Raw genomic sequence first — 16,482 nt, 5'->3', positions numbered from 1 at the left:
GCCGCCGAGCGTCGTCGCGGGGGCGGTCGGCGTCTCCGTCGGAGTCTCGGTCGGCGTGGGCGAAGGCGTGGGGCCGGCGGCGGGGCCGAGATCGATCGGCGGCACCGGCACCGACGTCTTGCTCTTGAACGCGCCGCTGCCGGCGAGGATCGCGACGATGCTGAGCAAGCCGACGACGCCCGCGATGCCGAGGATGAGGCCCTTGTTCGAACCGCCGCCTCCTTGCGACGAGGAGCTGCCGTGGTACTGCGGCGGCGGAGCGATCTGCGCCGGTGGTTGATACGCCGGCGTCGGCGGAGGCGCGTACGCGGGGGCGGCCGGCGACGCGCCGAGGGGCGGACCGGCCGCGGTCCCGCCCGCCGGCACGCCCGCGAACATCGCCGCGGCGTCGAGCGGCTCGCCCATCTGCGTCTTCATCCGGCCGTCGTTCGCCGGCGTCGCGACGGGCGGAGCCCCCGGCGTCGGTACTGGCATCGCGGCGGGCCCGCTCGTCGCCTTCATCCGCGCGGACTCGGAGGCGCTCGGCTGCACGCGACCGGTGAAGCGATCGACGAACGCGTTCATCGTCGGAAACCGCTGATCCGGGCTTTTCGCGAGAGCCTGCATGATGGCGCCGCGCATCGACTCGGGGAGCGCGGCGCCGTTGGGCGTCGCTTCGATCGGCCTCGGCTGGGCGGTCATGTGGAGCGTGGCCCACTCGAACGCGGTGCCGGCCTCGAACGGCAGCTTCGCGGTGAGCATCTCGTACGCCATCACCGCGAGCGAGTAGATGTCGCTCCGCGCGTCGATCGGCTGGCCGGTGAACTGCTCCGGGCTCATGTACGGCGGCGTACCGAGCACCATGCCTTGCTGGGTGAGCTTCTTCTCGTTGCGGTCGGCCTCGCCGCTGCGCTTGGCGATCCCGAAATCGAGGACCTTCACGAAGTCCTTCTGTCCCGCGCGATCGGTGATGATCACGTTGTCGGGCTTCAGGTCGCGATGGATGATCCCCTGTCCGTGCGCCTCCGCGAGCGAGCCGCCGATCTGGGTGATGATCTTCTGCACGCGATCGGCCGCGAGCGCGCCGTCCTTGTCGATGATGTCCGAGAGCGGGCGGCCCTGGACGAACTCCATGACGATGAAGAGGAGGCCGTCCTCGGTCGTCGTTCCGAAGTCGTAGACCTGGACCGTGTTCGGATGCTCGAGCCCCGCGAGGGTCCCCACCTCGCGCTGGAAGCGCTCCTTCACCGCCGGATCGCGCGAGAGATGCGAGTGGAGCGTCTTGATCGCGACCTTGCGGACGGTCGTCCCGAGCGTCTGCTCGCCGAGGTAGACGGATCCCATTCCGCCTTCGCCGAGGAGCTGAACGACCTTGTACTTGTTGTGGAGGACGCGCCCGATGAGCGGGTCGACGGTGGCTTCGCGCGGGAGCGGCGATCCACACGACGCGCAGAACGGCGGCGGCGGCGAGACGGTGACGGGCTGACGGCAGGACGGGCAGTTCAACGGACGCGGCCCAGGATACTAGGGGGTGCCGCCCTGGTCTCGGCATTGTTGCTCGAGGTTGCGGATCGTGGTGGGCGACATGCCTTTCATGTCGCGGGCCGCGCGCGCCTTCTGGCAGATCGGGGGATCGGGCTTCGGCGTCGGCTTCGGGGCCGGCGGCTGCGGCGTGGGAGTCGGCGGCTTGGCCGGCGCGGGAGCCGCCGGCTTCGGGTTCGCGGCGGCGGGGCCGGGCGCGGGCGGCGTGAGCGGCGCCGCCGACGCGACGGTGTCGGTCGCGGTCGGTGTGACGTCGGTGTCGGTCGTGCTCGACGGGACCTCGGCGGTCGCGGTCGCGGTCGGGAGCTCGAGGCCGCCGGCCGTCGTCGGCTTCTTCTTTCCGCCCACCGCCGCGGCGATGCCGGCGCCGGCGATGAGGAGCACCGCGAGCGCCGCGAGCGCGATGACGAGCACCGGCGGTCCTTTCTTCTCGCTCGCCGACGACGCGGTCACCATTCCACCCGGCGGCCCTTGCGGGATCGCGGGCGAGGGAGGCGCGCCGTAGTGACCTCCCATCGGCGGGCCGCCCATCGGGTTCATCGCGGGCGCGCCCATCTCGGTCTTCATTCGCGTGTCGGGAGCGCCGGAGGGGGCGCCGAACGCGGAGGTGCCGCCCGCGGGAGCGATCGCGACCGGAGATGGACCGGTCGTTCCGGTGGCCGGCGCGGCGCCGCCCGAGAGCGCTTCGAAGAACGCGCGCACGGAAGAGAAGCGCTGGTCCTTGTCCTTCGCGAGCGCGCGCGCGATCGCGTCGCGCATGCGCGGCGGGACGTGCGATCCGAGCGGTTGGCGCTCGAGCGGCGTCGGCGCTTCGGTCATGTGCTTCGACGCCCACTCCCAGGCCGTGTTCGCCTCCCACGGGAGCTTGCCGCTCAGCATCTCGTACGCCATGACGCCGAGCGCGTAGATGTCCGAGCGCGTGTCGATCGGCTGCCCCGTGAACTGCTCCGGGCTCATGTACGGCGGCGTGCCGAGGACCATCCCTTGCTGCGTGAGCTTGGCCTCGTTCGGATCGTGCTCGCTCGATCGCTTCGCGATGCCGAAGTCGAGGACCTCGACCCAGTCCTTCTGACCCGCGCGCTCCGCGAGGACGACGTTGTCGGGCTTGAGGTCGCGGTGGACGATGCCGTGCCCGTGCGCTTCTTCGAGGGAGCCGACGACCTGGCGGAGGATGTTCTCGACGCGATCGGGCGGCATCGGCCCGTCCTTCTCGAGGATGTCCGCGACGCTGCGGCCCTGCACGAACTCCATCACGATGTAGAGCGTGCCGTCCGGCATCTCGCCGAAGTCGTAGATCTGGATCGTGTTCGGGTGCTCGAGCGCGGCGACGGTGCCGACCTCGCGGCGGAAGCGGGCCTTGACCGACTCGTCTTTGGAGAGGTGTTGGTGCAGCGTCTTCACCGCGACGCGCCGCGCGGTGGTGCCGAGCATTTGCTCGCCCTGGTAGACGCATCCCATGCCACCCTCGCCGAGCAGCCGGAGGATCCTGTATTTGCCGGCGATCGTCTGTCCGACGAGCGGGTATTCGGCGCTGGGGGCGTCGGCCTGGGTCATGACGGACAGAAGGGTCGCACAAGTCGGCGTGTTTGCCGAGGGAAGGTGGCTGGGAGCAAGCCACCTTCCTACGAGCCGGACGGCCGGTCGATCTAGCGGGTCGGGCTCTCGATTCCGCCGTCGAACGCGCCCTCGACCGGGGGCCAAGGGAGGGGCCAGCGCCGGTTCGTCGCGCGATCCCAGAGCTCGAGCCGCGTGCCGCGCTTGGTGGCCGGGAAGTAGACGCCGATCCGCGTCGTGAGCCCGGGCAAGAACCGCGGGGGCGTCTTCCAGCCCGCGTCCGAGACCTCTTCCATGCCCATCATCGGGAAGTCGAAGCGGACGCGCTCGATGAGGGTGGGGCCCTCGAAGAGCTCGAGCGCGAAGCGACCCATCACGCGCGGCGTCGGGTGGCTCCCGCCCATGTCCGTCTTGTGGATGCTGACGAGGTAGACCTCGTTCTTGTGCCAGCGCAGGTGGAAGACCCACTGCATGCGCTCGTCCATCGGCGGCGGATCGGGCGGGATACGCGCGGGCGGCGTGGGCTTCGCCGCATCGGCCCCGCCGTCGGCGGCGGGCTGCGCCGTCGCGACGCGCCCAGCCACGCCGATCCCTCCAGCGCCAAGCACGCCCCCCGTCACGAGAGCAACAGCGACGCGAACGAGGCGCATGCCCCCCATTGTATCTCCGCGACGCACGCATGTGCGCCCCGACCTCATGCGGAACCTCGGCGCACACGCGATCGCGTCCGCCCCGCGCGCCCCGAGTCGCCGTTGCGCGAGTGTGTCCGTCACGTGGCGATGGCGCGAGTGGCTACGCGCGCTTCGGTGGCGGGAGCGTGTCCGTCATGCGCGGGCCGCGACTCGCGAGTCGGCTTGCGCGAGCGTGTCCGTCATGTGCAGGCCGCGAGCCATGCGTCGTCGTGGCCGCCGCATGCGCGCCAGAGGTCGCGGAGCTCGCGTGGGATCGGGGCCTCCGCGACGAAGCCTGCGACCTCGACGCGCGCGGCGTGCAGCGCGATGCGGGAGGGCGCGACGATCGCGCCGTTCGCGAGCGTGAGCCGCGTGGGGCCGCCGTAGTCGCGATCGCCGAGGAGCGGCCAGCCCGCGTGCGACGCGTGCACGCGGATCTGATGCGTGCGCCCCGTCTCGGGCTCGACCGCGAGGAGCAGCGTCCCCTCGCCGGTCGCCACGACGCGCCAGCGCGTGAGTGACTCCTTCGCGTCGGCGCCGCCGACCGCGCGCAACAGCGGGTCCTTCGCGCGTCCGATCGGCGCGCTCCACTCCCCCGCGCTCGCGCTCGCGTCGACGCCGCGTGCGCCGGCCGCGCCCGCGTCCGCGCCGCGTGCGCCGGCTGCGATCGCGACGTAGCGTCGTCGATACGTGCCCGCCGCGCGTGCGGCGCGTAGCTTCTCCTCCGCGCTTGCGTCCAGGGCGAAGAGGACGACGCCGCTCACCTCGCGATCGAGCCGCGACGTGATCCGCAGCGCCTCGACGCGCGCGCCGATCTGTCGCGCGACGAGCGCCACGAGGGAGTGCGCGGCGCCGGCGTGATCGGGCACCGTCGGGAGGCCCGCCGGCTTGATGCACGCGACGACGCCGGCGCGCTGGAACAGAACCTCGATCGGCGGCGCCGCGGACGCTGCTGCCCCGACGCGAACGGTGTCCCCGACCTTCACCGGCTGCGTCGCCGCCGTCGCGCGCTTCTTCCCGACGAACACGCGTCCGTCCGCGATCGCGCTCTCGTCGGCGTGCGCCTTTCGGACGATGTCGCCCACCGTGGCGCCGTCGCCGGCGCGGACGATCCAGACCTTCGTCACGCCGGCAGCTTCTCGATCGTGCCCGCGTCGCCGTCGAGGCGGACGCGGTCGCCGGTGCGGAGCGCGCGCGTGATCCCGTCGACGTTGACGACGCTCGGCACCGCGAGCTCGCGCGCGACGACGGCGGCGTGGCTCAGCGGACCGCCGAGCTCGGTGACGACGCCGGCCGCGATGCAGAAGAGCGGCGTCCAGCCGACGTCGGTCGTGTGCACGACGAGGACCTCGCCTGGTTGCAGCTCGTCCATCTGCGCGGCGGAGAGGAGCACGCGCGCGCGCCCTTCGACGACGCCGGAGCTCGCCGCCGTCCCCTTGAACATCGTGCCGCCCGAGGGCGGGAGCTGCACCGGCGGTGGCGCGCCGGTGAACGTGCGCGGCGGATCGGGGCGCGCCCAGTCGCGCGCGAGCTCGGCGCGGCGGGCACGCACGAGCGGCGCGAGATCGGTGCGCGACGCGCGGAGCGCCTGCACGACCTCGTCGATCGTGAGGAAGAACACGGTGTGCGTCGCCGCGAGCGAGGTCGCGCCACCTTGTTTGATGCGCGCCCAGTCCTTCGCGAGATCGGGGACGAGGCGGAGGAGGCGGCGATCCGCGTCGAGCGCGACGTCGCGCATCATCCCGAGCGCGCGCGTGACCCAGGTCCGCATGCGCTCGCGGAGCCGCGCCGCCTTCTGCGCGCGCGCGACGAGGTGCCGGACCGCGGTCTGGTTCACGAAGCCGAGGCCTTTGAAGAGCCGCTCCATCTCCGCGTCGGCGATCGCCTTCGCGCGCCGGAGCCGCGACTCACCGAGGAGCGCGTCGGCGTCGCCGGTGACCGACGCGACGGAAGCAGAGGACTCCTCTGCCTCGCTCGAGGTCCGCAGCGCGACGCGGATCATCGCGAAGATGGGGCGCGGGTCCTCCTTCCAGCGCGGGGTCGAGATCTCCGCCTCGCGCACGGCGCGGTCGCCGTAGAGCTCGAGGAAGCTCGCGAGCGCGCGCTTCACCGGACCTTCGGGCAGCGCGTCCATCGTGGCGTTGTCGCGCTCGAGGATCGAGCGCGCCTCCTTGTCGCGCCGCGCGAGGTTCACGACGCGCATCATCCCGATCGCGGGCCGCGCGCTCTCGAGGTCGCGGATGCCGGCGGTGAGGTCGTGCGCGATGCGCTCCGCGTCGTCGCCGCCCGCGACGCGCGCGACCATGCCCTTCAGCAAGATGTGCGAGCCGAGCGCGCTCGACGCGCAGGTGAGCATCACGTCGCCGGTGCGCTCGAGGAGCGCTTGCACGTCGCGGAGCTTCCGCCCCACGCCTTCGTCGGGGAGGATCGCGAGGTCGAGCGCGTTGTGATCGCGCAGCGCGCGCTCGGCCTCATCCTCGAAGCGCGAGACGTGATCGTCGATCCGGAGCTGCTCGCGCAGGAGCCGCGCCGCCGTCAGCGGCAGCTTCGCGTAGAAGCTCGTGCGCGAGACGTCGCCGATCTGGAGCGCGAGCTCGTCGCCGCCGGAGCCGCCGCCGAGGTCGACGAGCGTGCGCGGATCGAGCCACGGCACCTGCGCCGCGATCTGCATGAACTCGGTGAGGTTCAAGTAGAAGCGACCGTGCACGTTGCCGACGAGGACCGCGCTCTTCGGCACGCTGCACCCGAGCGTGCCGAACGCCTTGCGGAAGCCCGCCTCCGAGTACGCGCCGGCGACCGACCACGTGAACGGCGTCGCGACGCCGGGCAGCGCCTCGCCGACGTTGACGTTGCTCCACACCGTGTCGGCGCCGCCGCCGGCGGGGAAGCCGAGGCCGGTGACGTGCCGCGCCTGCACGACGACGACGCGCTCGCCGTCGCACGCGAACTCGACGTCCCACGCGACGTCTTCGTGTCGCTCGAGCTCCGCCGCGACGTGCGCGAGCTCGGTCACGTGCTCGGGGCGGAGCGCGGGCTCGTCCGGGCGCTCGACCGCGATCTCCGCGAGGCCGTCGGCGCCCACGACCGTGGCGCGGCTCTTCCGCGCGATCGTCTGCTCGAGCACGCTCCCGTCCTCCGCGACGCGGAGCATGTCCGGCGTCGTCACGCCGTCGACGACGGGTGAGCCGAGCCCGACCCCGGCGTTGATGATGCGCTCGCTCGAGCTCGAGGACGCCTTCGCGCCGCGCGTGAACATCACCCCCGCCGCGATCGCGCGCACCATCGGCTGGATGACGACGCCCATGCCGACGTCCTTCACCCCGCTGTTCGCGAGGTACGACAGCGCGCGGCCCGACGCGATCGACGCCCACACGACACGCACCGCGTTCGCGAGCCCGTCGACGCCGCGCACGCCGAGGACCGTCTCCGCGAGCCCCGCCATCGAGACGATCGCGCCGTCCTCGCACGTCGCCGACGAGCGCACCGCGAAGCCCCACGGCGCGCGGTCCTTCTGCGTGCGCCACAGCATCGAGAGCTCGGCCTCGAGCCCGTCCGGCAGCGGCGCGCGGAGGATCTCCTCGCGCGCGTCCGCCGCGCGCGCGTAGACGGAGCGCGAGGACGCGGCGCGGAGGAGCGACCGCGGCTCGGACGACGGCGAGAGCTGCCGCACCGCCGCGACGAAGGCCTTCTGCGGGAGCACCCACGTCGCCGGGACCTCGAACCCGTTACGCTTGAGCCAGACCAGCCGCGCGGCCTTTCCGCCGATCTTGCGCGCGGCGGCGGACTTCTCGTCCTCGAGCAGGTCGTCGAGCGAGCGAAGCCAGCCTTCGTCCTTGAGCTTGCGGCTCGACTTGGGGAGCGCTGCTTCCGCCATTTCCTCGGCATTCTAACGCCATGCGGTAGCATCGGTTTCGGTGAAACGTCTCGCGCTCTTCCTCCTCGCATCGTCGGCGATCGCCTGCGACGAGAAGCCGACCGGCGTCGGCGCGTACGCGCAGAAGCTCTACGTCGTCGCGGGGAAGACGCCGGTGAGCGTGACGATCGACGGCCAGCAGCGGCAGGTCGAGCCGGGACGCGTCGAGGAGATCGGCGTGTCGGTGGGCAAACATCGCTTCTCCGCGCGCACGCTCTCGGCGGGGACGTTCACGCAGGAGCTCGACGTCCGTGAGCTCGAGGAGCTGGTCGTCCCCGTCGCGGCCCCGCAGTGCTTCGTCACGATCGACGCGAAGAAGCAGAAGATCCTCCGCCGCCAGAAGCGCGCGGAGCCGATGCGCCGCGCTCGTCTCCCGATCGTGGTCGCCGCGGACGACGCGCGCCGCAACGGGACGTACATCACGCAGTCACCGTGCGAGCTCCCCGAGATGCCGGAGGGCGACCTCTACACCACGCTCGCGCGAGGCGTCGCGTGGGAGGACCTCATCATCCCGGGCACGGGCACGACGGCGAAGGCGGTCGTCCCCGGCGAGGGCAGCAACGAGACCGAGCTGCCGCCGACGGCGGAAGAGGAAGGCGCCAACGCCGCGCGCCGCCCGTTGATCGACGCGTACCTGAAGCAGATCGATCAGGTCGTCGGCATCAACCACGCCGGCCGCACCGAGGGCCGGAGCCCGACCGCGATCTGGGTCAAGGACGGACGCGTCGCGATCGTGAACCTCGCGTCCGACATGATCGCGCCGCCGCAAGGCAAGCCCGGCGCCGCGCGCGCGAAGAAGATCGGCGCCGCGGTGAAGGCGGTGCTCGCGAAGAAGCCGAGCACCGCGCCGGGCGAGGTGCTCTCCCTCGAGAACCTCGAGCTCTACGCCGTCGACAAGGAGACGATCGACACCTACCAGAAGATGTACCAGGGCATCGTGCGCGAGACGTTCCCGGTGGCGCGGCGCGAGGGCTCCGACGCCGTCATCTTCCTCTATCGCGTCGGGCCCGGCCTCTGGGTCACGCAGTCGATGAAGCAGGCGCTCGCGGGCGCGAGCGTCGACCTCGCGACGCAGGTCGCGGAGATGGATCGGAACGAGAGCGCCGCCGTCGCGCAGTGCGTCTCGCAGATCGCGGCGGTGAAGGCCGGCTCGTGCGCGACGACCAAGACCGAGGCCGAGGCCGGCGCGAGGCTGCATCGCCTCATCACCGCGCCGCCCGTCACGCCGCTCTACGTGCAGCTCCTCGTCGACTCGAAGGCGGGCACGAACGATCTCCGCCTCTTCGAGGCCTCGCCCGGCAAGCTGCCGCGCGAGCAGACGACGATCGGCTTCAACCTGAAGGTCGCCGTCACCGGGCTCACCGCCGAGTAGCGCGCAGGTGACTCATTTCGCGTCGGCGCAGCAGCGGAAGCCGGTCTGGTAGAGCGCGAACCTCTCGGCGTGGCCGGTCGTCATCGGGCGGCAACGCGCCCGCACCGGGCCCCAGTAGCCGCCTTTGCTCCCGCTGCGGAACGGCTTCCCGCTCTCGTTGACGACCCACTCGTCCACGTTGCCGGTCATGTCGAACACGCCGTAGTAGCTCGCGCACTCGGCGCGGGAGCCGCTCGCCTCGCCCTGCCACAGCCGGTGCACCTCCGCGTCGCGGCGGTTCGGATCGGCGAGCGCCTTCGCGTCGACCTCGGGCAGCTTGTGATCGATGTTGCACTTGTTCGCGTCGCGCTTGCGCCCGTACGGATACGGCATCCGGTGCGCGCCCTCGCACGCGAGCGTCCACTCGCTGTCGCCGCAGAGGCGCTTGCCCGCCGCGGCGCAGATCGCCTGCGCCTCGAGCCACGTCTTCATCACGATCGGCTTGTCGCCTTGTTTGTTCGGGTACTCGAACCTGTCGATGCAGAAATGTTTCTTCACCGTCGCGACCTTGCACGGTCCGCTCGGCGCGAACTCGGCGCAGCGATCGCCGCCGCCCTGCGACTCGGGCATGAAGCGGATGCACTTCTGCTCGAGGTCGGGACAGTAGTCGCCGCTCACCTCGAGCATCCCCGCGGCGCAGGGTGCGCCCGCGTCCTCGGTCGCGCGGGCCGAGAGCGCGATCGTGACGAGCACGCCGAAGGTCGCGGCGACGAGGGCGCGCATTCAGCTCCGCGCGAGGGTGCGGTCGTGCCAGAGCAGCATCTCGATGGCGCCGGGTCCGCGGTTGAAGGGGTAGTCGTGCGGGCCCGGCACCTCTTCGAAGTCGTGCTCGATGCCGGCCGCGCGCCACGCTTGCGACGTCGCGCGGATCGCGCGGCGGAAGTAGTCCTCCTTGCTCGTGAGCAGGCGCAGCGCGAGCTTCGGGTTCTTCGCGCGGGCGGCCTTCGCGAGCTCCGTCATCTCGCCGGCCTGGCCTTCGTCGAGCGCGGCCTGGAGCGTGCCGATCGCGCCGAAGAGCTCCGGCCGCGAGAAGCCGATCCGGAGCGACTGCGCGCCGCCGAGCGACACGCCGTCGAGCCCGATCGACGCCGGCGTCCCGAGGACCGGCAGCTCCTTCTTCACGCGCGGCAGCACGGTCTCGACGACGTACGTCGCGTAGGCGCTCATCGCCTTCGGGCTGCGCCAGTCGCCGTCGGGCGAGTAGGGGCACACGACGACGAGGCCGGCGAACGGTCGCGCCGCGAGCGCTTCGTTGTGATGCTCGAGGCGCGCGGGCTCGACGAACGACTCGAAGTCCTCCGCCGTCAGCGGCGGTGCAGAGACGCGCTCGATCGCGCGGAGCAGCTTGTAGTCCTTCGGCCATCCCATCACGCCGAGGTCGGGGCCCTTCATCGCCTCGCCGCGGCCATGGAACGCGAGGAGGACCGGAAGTCGCTCGTCGGGCTTCTTCCACGCGGGCACGATCGTCACCGCGCGCCCGTCGTCGCCGAGCCTCCACGTCTCGGTGACGACCTGCCCGCGCTCGCCGACGCCGCCTTCGGGGATCGGGGGCGGCGGCGGGAGGACGGTCGCGCTCGGATCGGCCTCGACCGACGACGATGACGTCGCGGAGGGCGCGCCGCAGCGCGAGCAGCCGGCGAGGCCGGCTCCGACGCCGGTGAGGAACGCGCGCCGTCCGAGCATGCGTCCTCACTCTTCGGGCGGGATCGCGGCGCTTCCGGTCGCCTTGGTCACGAGATCGACGAGCCCGGGATCGGTCACGAGCTGATCGCGGAGCACCTTCTTGATCTCGGCGAGGTCGGAGGGCGGCAGGCCTTCGAGCCCGCTCGTCGCCTCGTCGACCTTCGCGTCGACGTACCCGTTCACGTCGATCTCGCCGGCGCGGAGGCGCGCGAGCGGCGAGCTCGTGTCGACGGCGCCCACGTCGCCGGCGCCGCGTGTCTTCTCGGCGCCCTCGACGGAGAACGTCTTCTCGACGCCGCCCGTCTTCCCGACGCCGCCGACGCCGCCGGCGCCGGTGCCGGGGTCAATCGGCGGAGCGCCGCCTTTGCCGATGCGATCGATGCCCATGGGGACCTCCGGAGCTTAGCGAATGTTGCCGATGGCTGTCTTCACAGTGTCGTGCTCGGCCTTCATGACGTTCGAGAGCGTCGTGAAGGACTGGTTCTGCGCGTTCACGCGCTGCTGCACCTCGAGGAAGTAGAGGTTCATGTCCTGGCTGTGCTGGAGCGACGCCTCGATGCCGCCGTCGGCGCCTCCGAGGGTCGAGGTGCCGGGCACGCCCGGGACGCCCGGCGCGCCGCTCGCGCCGGTCGCGCCGCTCGCGCCGATCGGCGAGGGGCCCGCAGGCGCCGAGGCCGAGAGCGCCGACGTCGATGTGCCGAGCGGCACCGACGTCGCACCGCCGCGCACGGCGACGGCCATCATCGGGGAGCCGGGGAGGACGCGCATCGCCGTCTCGGCGGAGCGAACGGCGGTGTTCGCGAGGACCTCGCCGAACTTCGCCGCGCGCGGCGGGGTCGGCGTGACGCGGGGGGTGGTCGTGGCGAGGGAGACGTTCGAGCTCGGGGCGATGGTGCGCGTTTCCATGTGGTGGGTCGGTGGTCGGCCCCGGGCACGCGCGGTTGCGAAGTTTTTTCAGTCGGCGCTCGCGACCGGCGCCGGTGGAGGCGCGCCGCCGCAGCGGAGGCGGCATTCCATCACCGCGTCGAAGCGGCAGAAATTCGAGGAGAGCCCAGGGATGAGCGACTCCGGGCCCTTGCACGAGAAGCGGCAGCCGTTCGCGCCCGGCTCGGCGTTCACGGCGTAGCCGTCGGTGGTGCACTTGCCGTCCCCGCACTGCGTCGACCTCGTCGCGCACGAGGAGACGACGTAGTCGGGTGGGCAGCTCCACTCCCGCTTCGTCGACGCGTAGTCGGGCTTCCGTCCGGTGCCGCTGTCGACGTGCTCGTGCCGCGACCACGTCCCCTTCCCGGTCCGCACCTTCGAGACGATACGTGTACTCTGCACCTTCGGCGTGACCGGCACGTTCTCGTCGCGCGGATAGAACTGCACCGTGTCCTCCCGCGTCTGCTGCTCGCAGCCCACCGTCGCGCCGGTCGGGCGCCACGCGAGCGGGACGTCGACGCTCCCGAGCGCGGACACGGCGAAGGTCCGCTCCCCCACCGTCGCGCGAAGATCGATCGAGGCGCGGTTGACGACGTGGAGGAGGCGCGTCTCCTCGCGGTCGTACGGCACTTCTCCGAAGTCGAGGGTCTCGGGCGACACCTCGGGGGCGGGGAACGCGAACTTGCACACGTCGGCGAGGGGGTACACCGCGTACGCGATCGGCACCGGCGTCCGCACCTTGAAGCCGAGCGGCTTGGTCTTCACGTCGCCGCTCGCGTTGGTCGCGACGGAGTCGAGCCCTTCCACCTCGAGGCCGCCGACCACCGTCTGCGTGATGCGCGCGTCGCCGGCCGCGATCTTCGCCTTCACGAAGTCGAGCGCGCGCCCGCGCACCTCCGCGCTCTTCACCGTCATCTCGTAGGAGATGAGCCCGCCCATCTTCACCGCGCCGACGAAGTGGGTCGCGCGCCCGCAGGCGCAGGCCTCGCCGCCGAAGGAGACCTCCTCGGAGGCGCCGAAGAACTGGGGATCGAGCTCGCGCACGAACGCGACCGCGACGAGGCTGACCTTGTGCTCCGCCGCCTCCGCGCCGGCGTTGAGCCAGGGCGCGACGTCGGCGTCCGCCGAGACGAGGGCATGATCGATCGCGACCCCGATGTACGAGAAGTCGATCGTCGACGCGTCGACCTTCGCCTCCTCGCGGCTCCCGCGCTCCGCCGCACACCGCGTCGGGAGCACGGTGAACGACCCGCCTTCGCTCTTCTGCACCCCGCGCCCCGGCACCATCGCGCTCGCAGGATCGAGCAAGTACTCATGCCGCACGTTCCCAAACGACTCCGCAGCAGAGAGCAAGCTCTGCGCCCTCCCACACTGCGCCCCATCGAGCCCTCCACAAGCCCCACCCCCGCCGCCCCCGTTCGCGCGCACCCCCTCCGGCCCTCTCGGACAACCCATTAGCCCAAGCGCCAACAAAATGCCCAGAGCCGCCCACGCACGTCCACCACGCACGGTGTCGTTCGGGCGCCCCGGCAGGGGCCCCAGAAGCGGCCGCTCCAGCGGACGCGAAGCGCCCCGAGCGCCCCGCGCGAGGGCCGTGTCTGGGGTGGGGTTGCATGGGGGCCCCAGAAGCGGCCGCGAAAGCGGGCGCGAAGCGCCCCGAGCGCGCAGCGCGAGGGCCGTGTCTGGGGTGGGGTTGCATGGGGGCCCCAGAAGCGGCCGCTCCAGCGGGCGCGAAGCGCCCCGAGCGCTCCGCGCGAGGGCCGTGTCTGGGGTGGGGGTGTCGGGGGCGAAGCCCCCGACGTTGACTAGCGCCATGTGATGCGGGCGCGGCGGGCGCGGCGGTCGGGGGCGGTGGGTCCTTCGTCGTTGAAGTAGAGGACGCCGTTCACGAAGAGGAGCGAGACGTCGAGCGAGGGCGGGCCGTCGAGGGCGAGGAGCGCGGCGGCGCGCGGCGGCGACGTCGTGAGGTCGACGCCGTCGAGCGCGATCGCGTCGATCATGCTGCGCGCGACGACGGCGCGCGCGTTCGCGCCTCCCTCGATCGCGACGGCGGTGGCGGCGCCCTCGCCCGCGAGCGGGATGCGGGCCGGGCGCGCGAGCGGCTTCGCGGTGTCGTCGAGGCGGATCCAGAACGCGCCGAAGCCGCCGCCGTTCGGCGACTCCGAGCCCGCCGGCGCCTCCTCGATCCACGCCACCGCGGGCCCGTCCGGCGTGTCGACGATGCGCGGAGTGCGCGAGTGCGCCGCGGTCGCGAGCATCCGCTGCTCGTCGAACACGCGCTTCGCGTCGAGCTTCTTCACCGCGGTGACGTAGATGTCGGCGAGCCCCTCGCTCGGGCTCTCGCGCGGATCGGCCCACGCGAGCCAGACGTGCTCGCCGCGCGCGAGGGCGACGAGGTCGCTCGCGTCGCCGGGCGCGTCGGTGATGCGCTCCTCGCGCGCGACGCGCGTGAGGTCCGGCTGCAGCTTCGTCGCGTAGACCTCGCCGTTGCCGCTCCGCGTGTCGACCCACGCGACGACGTAGCCGTTGCCGGCCCACGTCACGGTGACGTCGGTCTTCTCGCCCTTCGCGGAGGTGAGGAGGCTGTCGGCCTGCCGCCGGCCGCGCCGATCGATGCGTGTAACATGCACCTGCGAGTCGCCGCCGTCGCGGCCGACCCAGACGAGCGCGCCGCCGTCGTCGGGCTTGTCGGCGAACGCGACGCCGACCCCGCCGTTCGGGAGCGCCTTCGGCGCGACGACCTCGACGCGGCCGGGGTGCCCCTGCTCGTCGACGACCCGCGCGGTGACGGTCGCGCTCGGCTCCTTGTCCGCGCCGCGATCGAGGTGGCGCTCCTTCGCCCCGAGCGTGGCGACGACGACGCCGTAGCCGGCGCGCGCGGCGGCGAGGTGGAGCACGCTCTCGCCGGAGGCGACGGCGGTGACGTCGTCGATCCGAGCGAACGCGGTCGCGGTGGAGGCGACGACCGGCGCGCGCGGCTTCGTGTTCTCGCGCGCCTTCACCGCGACGACGCGGATGCGCGCCGGCGCGCTGCCCGACGCGGCGAGGGCGAGGCACTGCTCGCCCTCGCAGGAGAAGTTCCAGCCGAGCGCGGCCGGATCGGTCTGGAACGTGAGCGGCTCGCGCTGCACGAGGCCGACCTTCGCGTCGGTGCGAAAGACGGTCGCGACGGCGGGCGCGTTGGGGCAAGCGGGCGAGTCGGCTTCGCAGTCCGCCGCCGTCGCGAGCACGGCGAACCCGGACGCCGTCGCCGAGAGCTCGGGCGAGGTCTTGCCGATCGTGTCGATCGTGAGCGCCGGCCGATCGAGGTAGAGCCGGTCCCCAATACGTGCAACATGCACGCGTCGGTTCTCGTCCTTGCGCCGCGCCGGGGCCTCGAACATGACCGCGACGCCGGCGGGCCCGCTCGTGAGCCCGAGCAACGCCGCGCCGCCGCGCGCCTCCGCCACGCGGCGCGGACCTTCGATGAGGTTCTTGTCGTCGATCGTCGCGACGGCGACGGCGGGCTCCTCCGTCGAGCGGTCGGTCCACGCGAACACGACGCGGCTCCCGTCGCGCACGACCTCGACGTCGCCGCTCACCACCGGCGCGCTCGTGATCGCGACCGGCGTCGCGAACGCATGTCCCTCCGCGTCGAGGCGCGTGAACGACAGCGCGCCCCCGCTCCGCGGCGTCCCGGTCATCAGCGTCTTCTGCGCCTTCGGGTCGAGCGGCGCGGCGGCGATGGTGGAGAGGCCGAGCCCGCCGGGCAGCTCGGTCGCGTGCCACCCGACGACGCTCCGCGCGACGCGCACCGCGGACTCGCGCACCTTCCCGTCGGTGTCGAGCGACGCGGCGGTGAGGTTCGCGTCTCCGCCGCGCGTCTCCTCCGCCCAGAGCATGACCGCGCCGCGATCGGTCGGCACGACGTCGACCCACGAGATGTCGTCGTTGCTCCGCGTGATCTCGACCGGCTTCCCGCGCGCCGCGCCGTTGTCGCCGACCGCGATCGACCACAGCGACTTGCCGCGATCGGTCAGCGCGGTCCACGCGACGATGAACCCAGGCGCCGGCCCGCGCATCGGCCGCACCGTGAGCGTCATCGTGTCGACCGGCACGTACGCGACGGTGGTCTCACCGCCGCGCGGCTGCCCCGACGCCCCGTCGACGGGAACGACGATGACGCGCCGGCCCTGCCCCTCCGCCGCGGTGAGCCAAGCGACGAGCCCGGCGCTCTTCTCGCCGCTGCCCCGCTTCGCGAGGTAAGGCCCGAGCGACCGCTCGCCCAGCGCCGCGACCAGACTGCCGCTGACGATCTGCGGCCCCCCCGGCTTCTTCAGCGGCACGAGCCCACTCGGCCCATTCCCGCTCGTCCCAATCGGCGCCACCGGCTCCTTCCGCCCGCACGCAACGACCGCGGCAAACAGAGCCACCTGAAAAAACCTCACAGCGCACACGAGGCTATCATCTCTCGGTCAACGCAGGGGCCTGCGGCCCCTGCACCCCGCTCGCTTGCCAACGCAGGGGGCTGCGCCCCCTGCACCCCGCTCGCAGCCGTAGGACGCGCGCGAAGACGCGCGCATCCTCCGCTGCTCGCCGATGCAGGGCCCGGCGTGGTTGGTTGGCGGCGAGAGAGACTGCACGCGACGCTGGTGAGCGCGCGACGTGAAAGGTTCATTCCCCAAGGCGCCGCCGCCGACAAGGCGCTGCCGCCGACAAGGCGCCGCCGAGCGCCGGGGCACCCCTCTGCGGGGGCCCGGGGGCGCCGGAGCGCGTGCTCCGCACGCGCGAAGGGCCCCCGGCGGGGAGAGCTCGAGAGGGGCAGA

At 72.5% G+C, this 16,482-nt stretch carries 12 protein-coding genes; 1 reads left to right on the top strand and 11 read right to left on the bottom strand.

Annotation, left to right across the window (positions count from 1 at the left end; genetic code table 11):
• The 5 genes from KF837_43045 to KF837_43025 form a co-directional block, all read right to left on the bottom strand.
• Nucleotides 1-1,485, bottom strand: a 1,485-nt coding sequence (locus KF837_43045; GenBank protein ID MBX3234148.1) for a serine/threonine protein kinase, incomplete at its 3' end; no start/stop codon positions are given.
• An 18-nt stretch (nt 1,486-1,503) separates the two neighbouring features.
• A complete protein-coding gene (locus KF837_43040) occupies nt 1,504-3,075 on the bottom strand; it encodes a protein kinase (GenBank protein MBX3234147.1) in 1,572 nt (523 codons plus the stop codon).
• Between the two features lie 92 nt (nt 3,076-3,167).
• Nucleotides 3,168-3,659 (bottom strand): hypothetical protein, encoded by a 492-nt coding sequence (locus KF837_43035; GenBank protein MBX3234146.1) that lies wholly within the window; start codon nt 3,657-3,659, stop codon nt 3,168-3,170.
• 287 nt (nt 3,660-3,946) lie between these two features.
• On the bottom strand, nt 3,947-4,873 hold the full coding sequence (locus KF837_43030; GenBank protein MBX3234145.1) for an RluA family pseudouridine synthase: 927 nt from the start codon (nt 4,871-4,873) through the stop codon (nt 3,947-3,949).
• A complete protein-coding gene (locus tag KF837_43025; protein ID MBX3234144.1) occupies nt 4,870-7,620 on the bottom strand; it encodes a phosphoenolpyruvate synthase in 2,751 nt (916 codons plus the stop codon). The genes KF837_43030 and KF837_43025 overlap by 4 nt, the downstream gene beginning before the upstream one ends.
• Nucleotides 7,621-7,660: 40 nt before the next feature.
• On the opposite strand from KF837_43025, the gene KF837_43020 reads away from it, so the two are divergent.
• Nucleotides 7,661-9,031 (top strand): hypothetical protein, encoded by a 1,371-nt coding sequence (locus KF837_43020; GenBank protein MBX3234143.1) that lies wholly within the window; start codon nt 7,661-7,663, stop codon nt 9,029-9,031.
• A gap of 12 nt (nt 9,032-9,043) precedes the next feature.
• Here KF837_43020 and KF837_43015 read toward each other — a convergent pair whose 3' ends face one another.
• The 6 genes from KF837_43015 to KF837_42990 all read right to left on the bottom strand — a co-directional run bounded on the left by KF837_43015 (nt 9,044) and on the right by KF837_42990 (nt 16,002).
• Nucleotides 9,044-9,793: an SUMF1/EgtB/PvdO family nonheme iron enzyme gene (locus KF837_43015; GenBank protein ID MBX3234142.1), complete on the bottom strand. Its 750-nt coding sequence runs from the start codon at nt 9,791-9,793 to the stop codon at nt 9,044-9,046.
• On the bottom strand, nt 9,794-10,753 hold the full coding sequence (locus tag KF837_43010) for a hypothetical protein (protein MBX3234141.1): 960 nt from the start codon (nt 10,751-10,753) through the stop codon (nt 9,794-9,796). It lies immediately after the preceding gene.
• Between the two features lie 6 nt (nt 10,754-10,759).
• Nucleotides 10,760-11,140, bottom strand: a complete 381-nt coding sequence (locus tag KF837_43005; protein MBX3234140.1) for a hypothetical protein — start codon at nt 11,138-11,140, stop codon at nt 10,760-10,762.
• A 15-nt stretch (nt 11,141-11,155) separates the two neighbouring features.
• Entirely contained in the window at nt 11,156-11,659 is a 504-nt protein-coding gene (locus KF837_43000; protein ID MBX3234139.1) for a hypothetical protein, read from the bottom strand.
• Nucleotides 11,660-11,707: 48 nt separating this feature from the next.
• Entirely contained in the window at nt 11,708-13,000 is a 1,293-nt protein-coding gene (locus KF837_42995) for a hypothetical protein (protein MBX3234138.1), read from the bottom strand.
• A 482-nt stretch (nt 13,001-13,482) separates the two neighbouring features.
• The gene (locus tag KF837_42990) at nt 13,483-16,002 is read right to left on the bottom strand and encodes a hypothetical protein (protein ID MBX3234137.1); all 2,520 of its coding nucleotides are present in this window, start codon (nt 16,000-16,002) and stop codon (nt 13,483-13,485) included.
• Nucleotides 16,003-16,482 lie beyond the last annotated feature (480 nt).

The sequence above is a fragment of the Labilithrix sp. genome (genome assembly GCA_019637155.1).
Taxonomy (GTDB): Bacteria; Myxococcota_A; Polyangia; order Polyangiales; family Polyangiaceae; genus Labilithrix.
Note: the sequence above shows the minus strand (reverse complement) of the source record. Positions and strands in the feature narration are given on the sequence as shown.

Bases quoted from the DNA above. Each gene is read 5' to 3' on its own strand.
- KF837_43040 (MBX3234147.1), bottom strand. From the start codon at position 3,075: ATGACCCAGGCCGACGCCCCCAGCGCCGAATACCCGCTCGTCGGACAG.
- KF837_43025 (MBX3234144.1), bottom strand. From the start codon at position 7,620: ATGGCGGAAGCAGCGCTCCCCAAGTCGAGCCGCAAGCTCAAGGACGAA.
- KF837_43015 (MBX3234142.1), bottom strand. From the start codon at position 9,793: ATGCGCGCCCTCGTCGCCGCGACCTTCGGCGTGCTCGTCACGATCGCG.
- KF837_43010 (MBX3234141.1), bottom strand. From the start codon at position 10,753: ATGCTCGGACGGCGCGCGTTCCTCACCGGCGTCGGAGCCGGCCTCGCC.
- KF837_43005 (MBX3234140.1), bottom strand. From the start codon at position 11,140: ATGGGCATCGATCGCATCGGCAAAGGCGGCGCTCCGCCGATTGACCCC.
- KF837_43000 (MBX3234139.1), bottom strand. From the start codon at position 11,659: ATGGAAACGCGCACCATCGCCCCGAGCTCGAACGTCTCCCTCGCCACG.